Below are 14680 nucleotides of genomic sequence, written 5' to 3'. Positions count from 1 at the left end.
CCATCCTTACATTCTTTCCCATAAAATAGTGTTTTATACAAATCCTTCTGCACCCTTCAACAAAATAAAAAAATAAAAATAATATGCAATATTAGCCATTAAACGATAATACTACAAAAGGCTAGCGTTGTCAACTTTAATTTCCGTACCGACGCATTCAGTTATTTGTATTCATCTTTTAATAACAGCCTTACTCTTCCGCTGATCTTCAGACCACAATTAATAAGGCACCCCAAGGGGGTGCCTTATTAATAATTTTCATACGATATTTTAGAATATCGATTATTTCAATTCTACACTAGCACCAGCTTCAACTAATTTAGCCTTAATGCTTTCAGCTTCTTCTTTGGAAACCTTTTCTTTGACAGGTTTAGGAGCACCATCAACTAATTCCTTTGCTTCTTTCAAGCCAAGAGCGGTAATTTCCCGAACGACCTTAATTACATTGATTTTCTTGTCCCCGGCAGCAGTTAAAATGACGTCAAATTCACTTTGCTCTGCAGCAGCTTCAGGGGCAGCACCGCCGGCAGCAGGAGCAGCGGCAACAGCCACGGGAGCAGCAGCACTTACGCCAAATTCTTCTTCAAAAGCTTTTACCAATTCAGCAAGTTCTAACACAGTCATGCCTTTAACGGCTTCTAATATTTCGGCAACTTTAGACATTATTTATTTCCTCCTCAAAATACATATGCTTTTTATTTTTCTTGCTTTTTTTCTTAAAAAATTATGCTTGTTCTTTCTGTTCCCGGACCTGATCCAAGGCGTAAACAAATTTTCTTAACAAGCCCGCCAAAGATCCGGCAAAACCGTACATCGGAGATTGCATTGCCCCCAGCGCTTTTGCCAATAATACTTCTCGAGGGGGTAATTCCGCCAGGTTTTTAAGATCTTCAACACCAACATTTTTCTTTTCCAAAAGACCCGCTTTTATTTCCAAGTCATTATGGGTTTTCGCAAAGTCCACTAAGATTTTGGCCAATGTTACCGGATCTGCACTAAAGGCAACGGCTGTGGGACCTTCTAAATAAGAATCCAAATCGGTGATTCCCTGTTCATGGGCAGCCAATTTAATTAAGGTATTCTTAGCTACCTTAAATGTGATGCCTGCCTCTCTCATTTTTGCTCTTAACTCCGTGACCTCGGCAACATCAAGACCGCGGTAATCCGTTAAAACCGTGAAGGAAGATTCACTAATGTACTGACTGAGCACGCTCACTTCCTGTTCTTTTTTTAATTGCTGTGGTTTTGTCACTTTTCCACCTCCTTCAAAATCAGGATAAAAATTAAACCCCTGCAGACATGCAGGGGTTTAATGATCTCTTTAAAAAACCATTCAACCTCGGCAGGCGGTCGCCCTTTATGCCTATGGCACCTGCTGTCTACAGTTAATTATTAAAATTTATCTAAAACTATCACATTCAAAGAATGTTGTCAAGCTCTTCTTATTTACCAACCGGCTTTAAAGGATTTACCTTCACTCCCGCACCCATGGTTGAGGATAAGGTAATGCTCTTCACATACTGACCTTTCGCCACAGCCGGTTTTGCTTTCAACAGAATATCAATCAAGGTTCGATAATTATCAAATAATTTTTCTTCCTCAAATGACACCTTCCCTAAAGGTGCATGAATAATCGCTGCTTTGTCGAGACGATATTCGATTTTACCGGCTTTAACATCATTCACAGCTTTCGTTACATCCATGGTAACAGTGCCCGTTTTCGGATTAGGCATTAAGCCTTTGGGGCCTAACAGACGTCCTAATTTACCAACTACGCCCATCATATCAGGTGTAGCAACGGCTACATCAAAGCCAAACCAGCCGCCTTGAATTTTTTCTACCATTTCTTCGGCTCCGACAAAATCTGCACCGGCTTCTTCTGCTTCTTTGGCTTTTTCGCCCTTGGCAAAAACTAAAACAGTCTGGCTTTTGCCGGTTCCGTGTGGCAATACCACTGCACCACGAATCTGCTGGTCTGCTTGCCGGGGATCTAAGTTAAGGCGTACTGCCACTTCAACAGTCTCATCAAACTTGGCAGGTGCCGCTTTTTTGACGATTGATAACGCCTCTTCGGGATCATACAAGGTTTTTAAATCATAATTCTTTACAATATCTTGATACTTCTTGCCATGTTTCGGCATTTTATTCTACCTCCTTTGTGGTAATTCGGAAGAACACTTCCTCCCACTTTTGTCAGCCACTAATCAACAATCGAAATTCCCATGCTGCGGGCAGTACCTTCAACCATGCGCATTGCGGCAGGAATATCGGCAGCATTCAAATCTTTCATTTTCATTTCTGCAATTTCCTGAACTTTAGCTCGAGTTAATTTGGCAACTTTTCTCTTGTTGGGTTCTCCTGAGCCGCTTTCAATTCCCGCTGCTTTTTTCAACAAAACAGCTGCCGGCGGAGTTTTGATAATAAAAGAAAAGGAACGATCTGCATATATGGTAATTTCAGCAGGCACAATCAATCCCGGTTCTTTGGCTGTTCTTTCATTAAATTCTTTACAGAACGCCATGATATTCACACCATGCTGACCCAATGCAGGACCAACCGGGGGAGCCGGATTCGCTTTACCTCCAGGAATCTGCAATTTAACCATAGCCATTACTTTTTTTGCCATGAACAACACCTCCTAACTCAGATTGTGGTTTTACGGGGCTTAACCCCTCCCACTCAATACTTACTTTCGAAAGAGAAGCTTACATTTTTTCAACCTGTCCAAATTCTAATTCCACAGGTGTTTCTCTTCCAAACATGGAAACCATTACTTTTAATTTTCCTTTATCAGGATAAATTTCATCAACAATGCCCACAAAATTTTCAAAGGGTCCATTGGAAACCCGGACATCCTCACCAACGGCAAAATCAATCTTGATCTTCTGCTCCAGAACTCCCATCTGTTTCAGAATGAATTTTGCCTCTTCTTCCTGTAACGGTACCGGCTTGGAACCAGTACCCACAAAACCGGTAACTCCTGGTGTATTCCTAACTACATACCAGGAATCATCTGTCATATTCATTTCGACCAATACATACCCCGGAAAAACCTTGCGTTTTGTAACCTTTTTTTTGCCATCTTTAATTTGTACCTCATCTTCCATAGGTACAATCACCCGGAAAATATTTTCTCCCATATTCATGGATTCTACTCTTTTTTCCAGGTTGGCTTTGACTTTATTCTCATATCCGGCATAAGTATGAATCACATACCATTGATTTTCCATAACAGAAGGGAACCTAAATAAGTTAGGTCCCGCACCCCCTTAAGAAACATTTATCATAAGGCTCTTCTATAATATTCGGTTAAGAATAAACGTCAGCGCGGAATCAACAATCCAAATTGCAAAAGCCATAATAAAGATTGCTGCTAAAACCACCCCGGTATATATCACAATTGTTTTTCTATCAGGCCAATGAACCTTCTTCAGCTCTGCCCAGACTCCTCGTAAAAACTTGCCTGATCTTTCTTTCAACCCGACCTTTGAAGAGCTGGCTGCAGCCTTACCAGCAACCATGAGCTCACATCCTTAATAAGAGATAACTTTATTTCGATTCTTTATGTGTTGTATGAGTTTTGCAGAAACTGCAATACTTTTTTAACTCCATTCGATCCGGATTGTTCTTCTTATTCTTATTCGTTATATAATTGCGTCGTTTACATTCCGTACAAGCCAAAGTAGCTGCTACACGCACTGTTGCCACCTCCTAACTGCTCGACAAACATACCTCTTCTGATAGACTTACTTGAATAATCTAACACAAATTAAAATAAGAGTCAAGTCTTTTTACTTCACCTTCGAATTGTAACCTACTAAAAATTTCGGCAGTTGTGAATAATGATTAATAAAATAATGATTGATAAAAAGTATCATTATTTTTGATATTTTAAAAAGCGGGCACAATGTCCCGCCTTTTTTAGTCGGCGATGATACCGGAAACAACACCTGCTCCTACCGTCCGTCCGCCTTCTCGAATGGCGAAACGCAATCCTTCTTCAATAGCAATGGGGGTGATTAATTCAATACTCATCTTGATGTTATCCCCCGGCATTACCATTTCCACACCTTCAGGAAGATTAGCTACACCCGTTACGTCGGTGGTTCTGAAATAGAACTGAGGCCGATAGCCATTAAAGAACGGGGTATGTCTGCCTCCTTCTTCTTTGGACAAGACATATACTTCCCCTTCAAATTTGGTATGAGGATTGATGCTGTTCGGTTTTGCCAATACCTGGCCCCGTTCCACGTCTTTTCTTTCGATCCCTCTTAAAAGGCAGCCCACATTGTCTCCTGCTTCTGCATAATCCAGCAGCTTACGGAACATTTCTACGCCCGTTACCACCGTCTGTTTCTTTTCGTCCATTAAGCCCACGATTTGCACCGTGTCTCCTACTTTCACCGCGCCTCTTTCCACTCTGCCTGTTACCACCGTACCACGGCCGGTGATCGTAAATACGTCTTCAATCGGCATTAAGAAAGGTTTGTCCTTATCTCTTTCAGGTGTCGGAATATATGCATCTACTGCATCCATCAGTTTCCAGATCGGTCCGCAGTCAGCACATTCTCTGTCTCCGCAGCCGCATTCCAAAGCTTTTAAAGCCGATCCTGCAATAATGGGAATATCATCACCGGGAAATTCATATTCAGAAAGAAGTTCCCGGATCTCCATTTCTACCAATTCCATTAATTCCGGATCATCCACCTGATCTGCTTTATTCATAAAGACCACAATATAAGGAACACCAACCTGACGGGCTAACAAAATGTGTTCCCGGGTTTGAGGCATAGGACCGTCTGCTGCCGATACCACCAAAATTGCCCCGTCCATCTGGGCTGCGCCTGTAATCATGTTTTTGACATAGTCGGCGTGACCCGGGCAGTCTACGTGGGCATAGTGTCTTTTTTCCGTTTGATATTCCACGTGGGAAGTATTAATCGTGATCCCACGGGCTTTTTCTTCCGGTGCATTGTCAATCTGATCATAGGCAGTGGCTACTGCGCCGCCCACATGGGACAAGCAAGAGGTAATAGCTGCCGTTAAAGTGGTTTTGCCGTGGTCTACGTGACCAATGGTTCCCACGTTAATATGGGGTTTATTTCTTTCAAATTTTTGTTTTGCCATGATTTTTCCCTCCAAATATTTTCGCTTATTATACTAAATATAAAAATATTCTGCAATAAATGTCAAATCTTGATATGAATTCTACATCCAAAGCATTTTTCCTCTTGAGAGGCACAAAAAATTAATCTTGCACTCATCAAAATCTATATCCAATATTATACACCAAAATAAAAAATTTAACCAATGTAAAAAGCTTTCAGAATATTTTCTGAAAGCTAACGAGTCTTGGTTGCGGAGGCAGGACTTGAACCTGCGACCTTCGGGTTATGAGCCCGGCGAGCTGCCAACTGCTCCACTCCGCGATATAAACGATCTGTAAAGATATAAAAAAAACGGAAATTCCGTTTCTTTGCTTTTAATTGGAGCCACTGACCAGAGTTGAACTGGTGGCCTCATCCTTACCAAGGATGCGCTCTACCGACTGAGCTACAGCGGCAAATTGGTTGCGGAGGCAGGACTTGAACCTGCGACCTTCGGGTTATGAGCCCGACGAGCTACCAACTGCTCCACTCCGCGATAATTGGTGGAGGGGACTGGATTCGAACCAGTGAAGGCGGAGCCAGCAGATTTACAGTCTGCCCCCTTTGGCCAACTCGGGAACCCCTCCATATTTATTATGCAACTTAAAACTTCGAATTTCTGATTTGACGTACTGGAGCCGACGATGGGACTCGAACCCGCAACCTGCTGATTACAAGTCAGCTGCTCTACCAATTGAGCTACGTCGGCGCAACTGACAAAACCCATTATACCAAGTCTGATTTTGAAAGTCAATGTTTTTTTACTTAATTTTTTAAGCACCTTCACGATTTACTAAGTAACGTTCCAGCTTTCTTTTTACCCGTTGCAAAGCGTTATCAATCGATTTCACATGACGATTCAAGTCCACCGCGATTTCCTGGTATGACTTACCCTCCAAATAGAACATGAGAACCTTCCACTCTAATGAGCTGAGGATTTCTCCCATCTTTTCTTCAATATCATCAAACTCTTCTCTGCTGATTACCAATTCTTCCGGATCCGTAATCTTGGCTCCGGAAATCACATCCAATAAGGTACGGTCTGAATCCTCATCATAAATCGGTTTGTTTAAAGAGACGTAAGAATTCAATGGAATGTGCTTTTGTCTGGTAGCAGTTTTTATGGCCGTAATAATTTGTCGGGTAATACAGAGTTCGGCAAAGGCGCGAAAAGAGGATAACTTATCACATCTGAAATCTCTAATAGCTTTATAAAGGCCAATCATGCCCTCTTGAATGATATCTTCCCGGTCAGCTCCAATTAAAAAATAAGATCTGGCTTTTGCACGAACAAAATTTTTGTATTTATTGATTAAATATTCTTGAGCAGAAATATTGCCGTCTTTCGCAATTTCAACGATATCTTCATCTACCATCATCACAAATCCGTCAAATACATCTCTCTGCACATTCACACTCATCTTCTCGTCCCCACCCCATTTTCTACAAATAATGGTACTTCTGGATTAATATCATACTTGTAAGATGCTCTCCATATTAAAAATTTCCATTTATCATGGAGATATGAGGCGATTGCCTGTCTATTTTACATACATCATTATAACTTAGGCCGATGAAAAAAGTCAAGAGAGGCGCCGAATCGGCTGCCTCTTATTTATTTTTCATTTTGCCCCAGGAATCCTTGAGGGATACCACTCGATTGAAAACGAGGCTGGTGGCAGAAGATTTTTCATCCACGCAAAAATACCCTTGTCGCAAGAATTGATATTTATTGCCTGGCGCAGCTTCTGTCAAAGCCGGTTCCACCAATGCTTCCTCCAAAACCTCCAGCGAATGTGGATTCAAATTCATTGTGAAATCTTCTCCCTGCTCTTCGTCCGGATTCTCTTTTAAAAAAAGATGATCATACAAACGAACCTCGGCCGGCACTGCATGAGCCGCGGAAACCCAATGCAGGGTACCTTTGACCTTACGACCGGACTGGGGCATCCCGCTTTTTGTTTCTGAATCATAGGTGCAATGAAGTGCCTTGACTTCCCCTGTAACGGGATCTTTGATCACATCCACACACTTGATGATGTAAGCGTGTTTTAAGCGCACCTCAGAACCCGGCGATAATCGGAAATATTTCTTCGGCGGATCTTCCATAAAATCTTCTTGTTCAATATAGAGTTCACGAGAAAAGGGGAGATCCCTCGTCCCCATTCCCGGATCTTCCGGATTAATTTCCCCAGGCAGCATTTCTATCTGATTTTCCGGATAATTTATCAAAATCACCTTCAGGGGGCGTAATACACACATTGCTCTGGGGGCACGCTGGTTCAAGTCCTCCCGGACACAGTGCTCCAAAAGAGAAATATCCACGGTGCTGTTGCTTTTGGCCACTCCAATCCGCTCACAAAAATCCTTAATTGCTTCCGGAGTATAGCCTCGTCTGCGCAACCCGGAGATGGTGGGCATTCTGGGATCATCCCATCCCTTAACATCTCCATTTTCTACTAATTGGCGCAGCTTCCTTTTGCTCATCACCGTATAAGTAAGGTTCAAACGAGCAAACTCAATCTGTTGTGGTCTAGGATTAATGTTGCAGGATTCCAGCACCCAATCATATAACGGCCGGTGGTTTTCAAACTCCAGGGTACAAATGGAGTGGGTAATCTGTTCAATGGCATCAGACAAGGGGTGGGCAAAATCGTACATCGGATAGATGCACCAATCATCCCCTGTGCGGTGATGACTGGCTCTCTGAATGCGGTACAGGACCGGATCCCGCATGTTTAAATTGGAAGATGCCATATCAATTTTTCCTCTGAGCACTCTGGCGCCGTCTTCATAGGAACCTGCCCGCATCTCCCTGAAGAGTCTGAGATTTTCTTCCACAGTGCGATCACGGTAAGGACTGTTCTGCCCCGCTTCCGTTAAAGTGCCGCGGAATTCTTTAATTTCTTGGGCTGATAAATCGCAGACATAAGCCTTGCCCTGCTTGATTAATTGCTCCGCAAATTCATATAGTCTCTCGAAATAATCGGAAGCATAAAACATGCGGTCATCCCAATCAAAACCAAGCCAGCGCACATCTTTTTGAATGGATTCCACATACTCTACCTCTTCCTTACTGGGATTGGTATCATCGAAGCGCAGATTGCATAGCCCCTGATACTGGGCGGCAATGCCAAAATTCAGACAGATAGATTTGGCATGTCCAATATGTAAATAACCGTTTGGTTCCGGTGGAAAACGGGTATGGACCCGGCCCTCGTTTTTCCCTTCCGCTAAATCGCGGTTAATAATCGCCTGAATAAAATTAACGGAAGCGGCTGAAGAACCTTCTTGTTCTTGATCCATATTTTTTTCTTCCTCATTATAAGTCCCCATAATTATGCCTCCTAATTCTTACTTGCTACGACGCCACCGTTCCAAAGTATCTTTGATTTCACTATCGATGACATCATCTAAGGTAATACTATTTTTGCCAGGATGGGTCTTTTTTATATCCATTTTTCTCCTGACCTCATTGACTTGCATTAAAAACTCCCGTGCGGACAAGCGCAAAGCTCCCTGTCCCATCACCAGACGTTGCTCTGCCCAGTCAGAGGTGGCTACAGTCACCCGCGTTCCCCGGGGTATTAAAGATACCAGTCGTTCGATGCAGGAGTCAGCGGTTTCTCCTTCTCGGGTAAATATAACCTGAACTCCGCCGTAATCCTCAATCACACCAAGGCCTTTTTTGACCTGATGGGCATCAAAAACAACAAGCACCAAGCCACCGATCATCCCCTGAAAATTGGTCATAATATCCAATAATTTAATCCGGGCATGCTCAAAGCTTTCGTCTTTCAATGCCACCAGTTCCGGCCAGGCATTAATAATGTTATAGCCGTCAACAATTAAAATATCATCTCCCACTTCATTCCTCCATTTTACTCCTTTGGCGTTGCACCTCAAATAACAGCACCGCAGCCGCAGCAGATGCATTCAATGAAGAAATTGCTCCTTTCATTGGGATATTAGTAAGAAAGTCGCATTTTTCCTTTAACAATTTCGGTATCCCCCGGCCTTCCCCCCGATAATTAAAGCCAAGGGTCCCCTAAGGTCCGCCTGCCACAAATTCTTCTCTCCATGCATATCAGCTCCGGTTACCCATAGACCTAACTCTTTTAATTTTTCTACTGCCTGTACCAAATTAGCCACCCGAGCCACCGGAACATATTCCGCAGCCCCGGAGGATACCTTGGCGACCGTGGCATTCAATTGTACGCCTCGCCTTTTCGGAATGATCACACCATGAATACCAGCTGCTTCCCCGGTGCGTAAAATGGCCCCAAAATTATGGGGATCCTCCAGATCTGCTAAAATCACGACCAACGGTTCCTCGCCTTTATCTCGGGCGATAGCAATAATGTCCTCTATTTCAACATATTCATAAGGAGCCACCTCAGCAACAATACCCTGGTGCCTTTCTCCTGTAAGCTTGTCTAAATACTGTTTATCAACTTCCTGCAAAGGAATTTTACGCTCTTTGATCATTCCCACGATGGCGCGAATGGATCCTTCCGTATTGCCTCGCGCAATAAAAACCTTATTAACAGCCCGTCCGGATTTTAATACCTCGGAAACACTATTACGCCCAGCCACATAATCTGGCATCATCTTCAACTCCTACTTTGAATATTGGACACTCTCCCACAGGACATGGACCCTTCATAACAGACTCCTTCCGTAATACAGGTTGGCCCCGCTTTTTTAAAAATATGGGGCGCAACCTTCCGGACTTCCTGAAGCATTAATTCCGCCAAATGGCGGATTTCCCATTGAGCTCTTTCGCAGCATCGCAGCCTAAAAAAATGATACAAGCTGCGTGCATTATAGGTCACCACCAGCTTTGTTTCTGTGGCATTGGGGAGCACATAACGAGCATCCTCAGCCGGAACAAAGGACAGCAGTTCATGGTAGGCTTCTTGAATCCGGGTCATTTGTTCCCGAAATATTTTTTCGCCCTCAGGATGCTGCCGGACGGACGGTGGAATGATATATTCAAATTGATCTTCTTGCACATAACGTTGTGACTTTTGAGAATAGGAAACCCCGATGCGGTGCCGGACCAGCTGATGGGACAAAACCCGGCTTACCCCTTCAATGGAAAAGGTAAAGGAGATATGCTCCACCGGGGAAAAATGCCCCAGGGAAGTGAGTTTTTCGATTAATCTTTCCGCTTCTCCGGGGGTAAAGTTTGCCATGAGTTGTTCTCCGCTCTGGGGAGAATAACATAAACGGGCTGCTGCTGCCACTGTTTCATCCGGATGTGGTGTATAATTTATCAGTTTTACCTTCATATTTCCCTCCCCAATAATGCTAGCTGTGATCAGCAGGTGGATTTTCAATCATTTCAAGCAAGATCATAAATATTTGTTCCAGTTTATCCTCTTTGTTTAATAAATATAAATAGCCCACTAAAGCTTCCAATCCGGTGGCCCGGCGATAATCGATCATCTCCATGTTTTTCGGCTGACGCCCGCTTTTGGCATTGCGGCCTTTTTTGAAAATTTGCATTTCCCGATCATCTAATAAAGGGGCCAAGCGTCCGGCCAGTTCCGATTGGGCAGCGGCATTAACATATTTGATAGCCTGATGATGAAGGGTGTTCACCCGGATACAGCCCTGGGTGACCAAATGCTTCCGCACCCAAAGTTCATACACGGCATCGCCAATATAAGCCAAAGTTAAAGCAGGTAATAATTCCGGATTTAAAACAGCTTGATCTTTATTCATGGTCACCATCTATTTTTTTCCAACGCACACCATGGGGCGTGTCTTCCAGCACAATCCCGGTGTCCTTCAATTGATCCCGGATGATATCGGCGGTTGTCCAATCCTTCTTACCCCGCGCTTCCTGCCTGATATTAATAATTATTTCCATTAATTTATCTTCCAGTCCTTCATCCCCGCTGCAACTTTCAGGGGCAGGTTTTACCATCCCCAGGACGCTATGAAAGTTCTCGAAAATTTCTGAAATCTGAAGAAGCACGGGCAGGGCATTTTTACCCGGCTTAAAGTTATGATCGTTAATAAAACTATTTACCTCTCGGCAAAAGTCAAAAACAGCGGCTATCGCCAGAGCGGTGTTAAAATCATCGTCCATGGCCTCAATGAAAGCAGATTTACACTGGGCCATTTTGTCCATCATCTGTTCCGTATCTGCTTGCCCGGCTTCCTGGGCTTTTTTACAAAGTGTCAATGTACTTTCCGTTAATCTCAATGAAGTGCGGATGCGTTCCAAACCCTTCTCCGCCACATGCAGTTTTTGATCATCAAAATCCAAAGGGCTGCGGTAATGGGTGGAAAGGAGATAAAAACGTACCACATCGGAGGGGAATTTTTTTAAAATATCCCGTACCAAAAAGAAATTCCCCAGGGACTTAGACATTTTTTCCTCATTGACGGTGATAAATCCATTATGCAGCCAATAGCGCACAAAGGGCTGTCCTGAATAAGCTTCCGTTTGAGCGATTTCATTTTCATGATGAGGAAAAATTAAATCCGCCCCTCCCCCATGAATATCAAAACCAGGCCCCAAATATTTTAAACTCATAGCAGAACACTCAATATGCCAGCCCGGCCGTCCCGGCCCCCAAGGGCTGGGCCAACTGGGTTCACCCTGCTTTGCGGCTTTCCAGAGAGCAAAATCCAGGGGATCATGTTTTTCGTCATCCACATCCACCCGCGCCCCGGATTTCATTTCATCCAGATCCCGGCCGGAAAGATGCCCATAGGCGGAAAAGCTGCGCACATCAAAATACACATTGCCATGCACCTCATAAGCATGCCCTTTCTCCACAATGCCCTGAACCATTTGAATAATCTCGTCCATGTGTTCAGTCACCTTAGGATGTACATCTGCCCTTAAAACATGCAGGGCGTCTGCATCTTCAAAATATGCCTGAATGTATTTCTCCGCCAATTCCTTGGGGGTTTCCCCTTCTTCATGGGCCCTGTTGATTATTTTATCATCAATATCAGTAAAATTTTGAATATAGGTTACCTGATAGCCCCGATATTTCAGATATCGACGCACGGTATCAAAAACAATTAAAGGCCGCGCATTGCCCAAATGAATATAATTGTAGGTGGTAGGGCCGCACACGTACATGCTCACTTTACCCGGGTCCCGGGGATTAAGTTCTTCCTTATTCTTTGTCAAGGTATTAAAGACTTTGATTGACATCTTTTTGTCCCTCCAATTTCAAGATCTTTTTTTCCAGGACCTCAATTCTCTGTTGCTGGCAATTGAGCATCTCTGTGATGGGATCCGGCAGTTTGCCATGTTCCAAATCAATATCCGCGGTCCCGGCCTTTACGATTTTCCTGCCGTCACACACCACAACCTTACCGGGCACACCCACTACCGTGCAATTATCCGGAACCTCCTTTAAGACAACAGATCCTGCGCCGATTTTGGCATTATTGCCGATTTTGATGGATCCTAAGACGGTAGCATTGCTGCTGACCACCACATTATCGCCAATGGTGGGGTGCCTTTTGCCATGTTCTTTTCCTGTTCCCCCTAAAACTACCCCTTTATAGATGGTAACATTTTCCCCGATCTCACAGGTTTCCCCAATGACGATTCCCATCCCATGATCAATAAATAAACCTTCTCCTAAAACCGCCCCGGGATGAATTTCAATACCGGTCAGAAACCGATTAATATGAGAAATAAATCTGGCCCAAAAAATCCATTTTCTTTTATAAAGTTTGTGGGCCAGACGATGCATCCATATGGCATGCAGCCCCGGATAGCACAAGATAACTTCCCATACACCCGTTGCCGCCGGATCACGTTCAAAAACCACTTGCACATCTTTTTTTAATCTTTTAAACATTATTACTCTCCCTTGTCAGAATATCACATTTCTTATCATATGTCTAAAAAAGTCACCTGTGTGCGCATAAAGAAAACCGTCTCTATAGTTTCCTACAGAGACGGTATACCCGCGGTTCCACTCTGATTAAGCATAAGCTCCTCTCAAAAACCATTAACGCCGGCTGCGCACAACCCTAGTTTTCATTCAGGCTGTGGATTCCGGGATGCACTTCAACCGCATGTGATCTAAATCCGCTTACACCCGATGACGGATTCTCTCTGAAGAACCATGACGACTTACTCTTCCCATCATTATCATCTTCCAATAATTTTTAATTTATATAGGATTATACTCTGTCCTGCAGTAGGAAGTCAAGAAGTAAGTAATTTGCTTTCCTCTTCTTCCAGTAATTGTTCGCTCATCTCCGAGGGTAATTCCTGTACCTTCTTTAATTTTCGTTCAATATTACGGGACTTTTTCGCCGCATCTTCAATGGTATTACTGGCTTCCTTCAACTTCTTCTGGGTCTTATCCAAGATGTCCCCAAAGCGAACAAACTCAGTTTTCACGGCCCCTAATAAAGTCCATACCTCACTAGATCGTTTTTCAATTGCCAGGGTGCGAAAGCCCATTTGCAAGCTGTTTAACAATGCGGCTAAGGTTGTAGGACCGGAGACCACAACGCGGTAAACCTGCTGCAGGGATTCACATAGTCCGGGACAGCGCACCACCTCCGCATAGAGACTCTCCGTAGGCAGGAACATAATGCTAAAATCCGTGGTATAGGGAGGATCCAAATATTTTTCTTTAATCATCCTGGCCTCTCCTTTGATGCGGGTTTCCAGCATTTTTTCCGCTTCCCGAGCTAATACGGGTTCCCCTTTTTCCCTTGCTTCCAAAAGTCTGAGATAATCCTCCTGGGGAAACTTGGCATCAATGGGCAGCCATACATTTTCTTCTTTCTCCCCTCGTCCCGGTAATTTTATGGCAAACTCCACCCGTTCTGAGCCCCTTTTTTTGGTAACAACATTTTGCGCATATTGATCCGGGGTTAAAATCTGTTCTAAAATACTACCCAACTGGATTTCTCCCCAGGTACCTCTCGTTTTGACGTTGGTGAGAACTTTTTTTAAGTCGCCAACACCTGAGGCCAAAGTCTGCATTTCTCCAAGGCCTTGATGCACTTGTTCCAAACGCTCACTTACCAACTTAAAAGATTCCCCTAAACGTTTCTCCAAGGTCACTTGAAGTTTTTCGTCGACTGCTGCTCTCATTTGATCTAACTTTTTCCCATTCTCATCCTGCAAAAAAGCCAATCGCTCTTCCAGGGTTAAGCGCATTTTTTCCAGTTTTTCCTCGTTAATACGGGTTAAGCCGGTCAACTGCTGGGAAAACACATCAAGCTGATTTTTTTGCAGGGAAGCAATTTCCGTCATACGGCTTAAGAAAAGATTGCCAAAGCCTTGGATGGAGGTACTCATTTCCTGGCGATCTTCCTTAGCCAGAAGAGAATTCTCTTCACGGCTGCGTGCCAACTCATTTTGGATGGTCCGTTCCATTTTTTCCTGATTTTTTTCCAAACCGGAGAGAAGGGCTTCCAATTTCGGCATGTCTTGATCCTGTTTCCCTTTACCCATCAGCAGCATCAACAAAAGAATACAATTTAAAATAAGGACAAAAAGCAACCCATACAGCAATGGATCATTCATA

16 protein-coding genes, 5 tRNA genes, 1 pseudogene and 2 other annotated features are annotated in these 14680 nt (G+C 43.7%); all 22 genes and pseudogenes read right to left on the bottom strand.

All coding sequences use genetic code 11. The annotated features are described in order from the left end of the window. Positions 1-282: 282 nt before the first annotated feature. The 22 genes and pseudogenes from rplL to CEQ75_RS05565 all read right to left on the bottom strand — a co-directional run bounded on the left by rplL (position 283) and on the right by CEQ75_RS05565 (position 14679). A complete protein-coding gene (rplL, locus tag CEQ75_RS05670) occupies positions 283-663 on the bottom strand; it encodes a 50S ribosomal protein L7/L12 (RefSeq protein WP_089609460.1) in 381 nt (126 codons plus the stop codon). Between the two features lie 61 nt (positions 664-724). Further along, positions 725-1252, bottom strand: coding sequence for a 50S ribosomal protein L10 (gene rplJ / locus CEQ75_RS05665; RefSeq protein WP_089609459.1), 528 nt, complete (start codon positions 1250-1252; stop codon positions 725-727). Between the two features lie 21 nt (positions 1253-1273). Then, positions 1274-1403: a sequence feature (ribosomal protein L10 leader region), on the bottom strand. A gap of 39 nt (positions 1404-1442) precedes the next feature. After that, the gene (rplA, locus tag CEQ75_RS05660) at positions 1443-2141 is read right to left on the bottom strand and encodes a 50S ribosomal protein L1 (RefSeq protein ID WP_089609458.1); all 699 of its coding nucleotides are present in this window, start codon (positions 2139-2141) and stop codon (positions 1443-1445) included. A gap of 59 nt (positions 2142-2200) precedes the next feature. After that, entirely contained in the window at positions 2201-2626 is a 426-nt protein-coding gene (rplK, locus tag CEQ75_RS05655) for a 50S ribosomal protein L11 (protein ID WP_089609457.1), read from the bottom strand. Positions 2627-2705: 79 nt separating this feature from the next. Then, complete coding sequence (nusG, locus tag CEQ75_RS05650) at positions 2706-3230, bottom strand: transcription termination/antitermination protein NusG (RefSeq protein ID WP_089609456.1); 525 nt, start codon at positions 3228-3230, stop codon at positions 2706-2708. 66 nt (positions 3231-3296) lie between these two features. Then, the gene (secE, locus tag CEQ75_RS05645) at positions 3297-3521 is read right to left on the bottom strand and encodes a preprotein translocase subunit SecE (protein ID WP_089609455.1); all 225 of its coding nucleotides are present in this window, start codon (positions 3519-3521) and stop codon (positions 3297-3299) included. Between the two features lie 28 nt (positions 3522-3549). Then, the gene (gene rpmG, locus CEQ75_RS05640) at positions 3550-3699 is read right to left on the bottom strand and encodes a 50S ribosomal protein L33 (protein ID WP_089609454.1); all 150 of its coding nucleotides are present in this window, start codon (positions 3697-3699) and stop codon (positions 3550-3552) included. 222 nt (positions 3700-3921) lie between these two features. Next, complete coding sequence (gene tuf / locus CEQ75_RS05635) at positions 3922-5127, bottom strand: elongation factor Tu (RefSeq protein ID WP_089609453.1); 1206 nt, start codon at positions 5125-5127, stop codon at positions 3922-3924. Positions 5128-5353: 226 nt separating this feature from the next. Then, positions 5354-5429, bottom strand: a tRNA-Met gene (locus CEQ75_RS05630). 58 nt (positions 5430-5487) lie between these two features. After that, positions 5488-5563, bottom strand: a tRNA-Thr gene (locus CEQ75_RS05625). Positions 5564-5567: 4 nt separating this feature from the next. Next, positions 5568-5643, bottom strand: a tRNA-Met gene (locus CEQ75_RS05620). 5 nt (positions 5644-5648) lie between these two features. Beyond that, positions 5649-5734: transfer RNA gene (locus CEQ75_RS05615), tRNA-Tyr, on the bottom strand. Positions 5735-5780: 46 nt separating this feature from the next. Further along, positions 5781-5856: transfer RNA gene (locus CEQ75_RS05610), tRNA-Thr, on the bottom strand. Between the two features lie 64 nt (positions 5857-5920). Next, positions 5921-6568, bottom strand: a complete 648-nt coding sequence (sigH, locus tag CEQ75_RS05605; RefSeq protein WP_089609452.1) for an RNA polymerase sporulation sigma factor SigH — start codon at positions 6566-6568, stop codon at positions 5921-5923. Between the two features lie 190 nt (positions 6569-6758). Further along, positions 6759-8453: a glutamine--tRNA ligase/YqeY domain fusion protein gene (locus CEQ75_RS05600; RefSeq protein ID WP_089612517.1), complete on the bottom strand. Its 1695-nt coding sequence runs from the start codon at positions 8451-8453 to the stop codon at positions 6759-6761. Positions 8454-8501: 48 nt separating this feature from the next. Then, on the bottom strand, positions 8502-9014 hold the full coding sequence (locus tag CEQ75_RS05595; RefSeq protein WP_157677345.1) for an NYN domain-containing protein: 513 nt from the start codon (positions 9012-9014) through the stop codon (positions 8502-8504). Position 9015: 1 nt separating this feature from the next. Further along, a pseudogene (rlmB, locus tag CEQ75_RS05590) lies at positions 9016-9755 on the bottom strand (23S rRNA (guanosine(2251)-2'-O)-methyltransferase RlmB). Between the two features lie 5 nt (positions 9756-9760). Beyond that, complete coding sequence (gene thyX / locus CEQ75_RS05585; RefSeq protein ID WP_089609450.1) at positions 9761-10441, bottom strand: FAD-dependent thymidylate synthase; 681 nt, start codon at positions 10439-10441, stop codon at positions 9761-9763. Between the two features lie 19 nt (positions 10442-10460). Then, positions 10461-10877, bottom strand: coding sequence for a Mini-ribonuclease 3 (locus CEQ75_RS05580; RefSeq protein ID WP_242965384.1), 417 nt, complete (start codon positions 10875-10877; stop codon positions 10461-10463). After that, positions 10870-12324 carry a cysteine--tRNA ligase gene (gene cysS / locus CEQ75_RS05575; RefSeq protein ID WP_089612515.1) on the bottom strand — a complete coding sequence of 485 codons (1455 nt, stop codon included), beginning with the start codon at positions 12322-12324 and terminating at the stop codon, positions 10870-10872. The genes CEQ75_RS05580 and cysS overlap by 8 nt, the downstream gene beginning before the upstream one ends. After that, the gene (gene cysE / locus CEQ75_RS05570; RefSeq protein WP_089609449.1) at positions 12311-12988 is read right to left on the bottom strand and encodes a serine O-acetyltransferase; all 678 of its coding nucleotides are present in this window, start codon (positions 12986-12988) and stop codon (positions 12311-12313) included. The genes cysS and cysE overlap by 14 nt, the downstream gene beginning before the upstream one ends. A 93-nt stretch (positions 12989-13081) precedes the next feature. Beyond that, positions 13082-13291: a binding site (T-box leader), on the bottom strand. Positions 13292-13341: 50 nt separating this feature from the next. Next, a complete protein-coding gene (locus tag CEQ75_RS05565; RefSeq protein WP_089609448.1) occupies positions 13342-14679 on the bottom strand; it encodes a DNA recombination protein RmuC in 1338 nt (445 codons plus the stop codon). Position 14680 lies beyond the last annotated feature (1 nt).

The sequence above is a fragment of the Dehalobacterium formicoaceticum genome (genome assembly GCF_002224645.1).
Lineage (GTDB): Bacteria > Bacillota > Dehalobacteriia > Dehalobacteriales > Dehalobacteriaceae > Dehalobacterium > Dehalobacterium formicoaceticum.
Note: the sequence above shows the minus strand (reverse complement) of the source record. Positions and strands in the feature narration are given on the sequence as shown.

What these genes read in the sequence shown, in the direction of transcription:
- rplA (WP_089609458.1), bottom strand. Translation starts at nt 2,141, where the DNA reads ATGCCGAAACATGGCAAGAAGTATCAAGATATTGTAAAGAATTATGAT.
- cysE (WP_089609449.1), bottom strand. Translation starts at nt 12,988, where the DNA reads ATGTTTAAAAGATTAAAAAAAGATGTGCAAGTGGTTTTTGAACGTGAT.
- tuf (WP_089609453.1), bottom strand. Translation starts at nt 5,127, where the DNA reads ATGGCAAAACAAAAATTTGAAAGAAATAAACCCCATATTAACGTGGGA.
- rplK (WP_089609457.1), bottom strand. Translation starts at nt 2,626, where the DNA reads ATGGCAAAAAAAGTAATGGCTATGGTTAAATTGCAGATTCCTGGAGGT.
- CEQ75_RS05580 (WP_242965384.1), bottom strand. Translation starts at nt 10,877, where the DNA reads ATGAATAAAGATCAAGCTGTTTTAAATCCGGAATTATTACCTGCTTTA.
- sigH (WP_089609452.1), bottom strand. Translation starts at nt 6,568, where the DNA reads ATGAGTGTGAATGTGCAGAGAGATGTATTTGACGGATTTGTGATGATG.
- CEQ75_RS05600 (WP_089612517.1), bottom strand. Translation starts at nt 8,453, where the DNA reads ATGGATCAAGAACAAGAAGGTTCTTCAGCCGCTTCCGTTAATTTTATT.
- nusG (WP_089609456.1), bottom strand. Translation starts at nt 3,230, where the DNA reads ATGGAAAATCAATGGTATGTGATTCATACTTATGCCGGATATGAGAAT.
- CEQ75_RS05565 (WP_089609448.1), bottom strand. Translation starts at nt 14,679, where the DNA reads ATGAATGATCCATTGCTGTATGGGTTGCTTTTTGTCCTTATTTTAAAT.
- rplL (WP_089609460.1), bottom strand. Translation starts at nt 663, where the DNA reads ATGTCTAAAGTTGCCGAAATATTAGAAGCCGTTAAAGGCATGACTGTG.
- secE (WP_089609455.1), bottom strand. Translation starts at nt 3,521, where the DNA reads ATGGTTGCTGGTAAGGCTGCAGCCAGCTCTTCAAAGGTCGGGTTGAAA.
- thyX (WP_089609450.1), bottom strand. Translation starts at nt 10,441, where the DNA reads ATGAAGGTAAAACTGATAAATTATACACCACATCCGGATGAAACAGTG.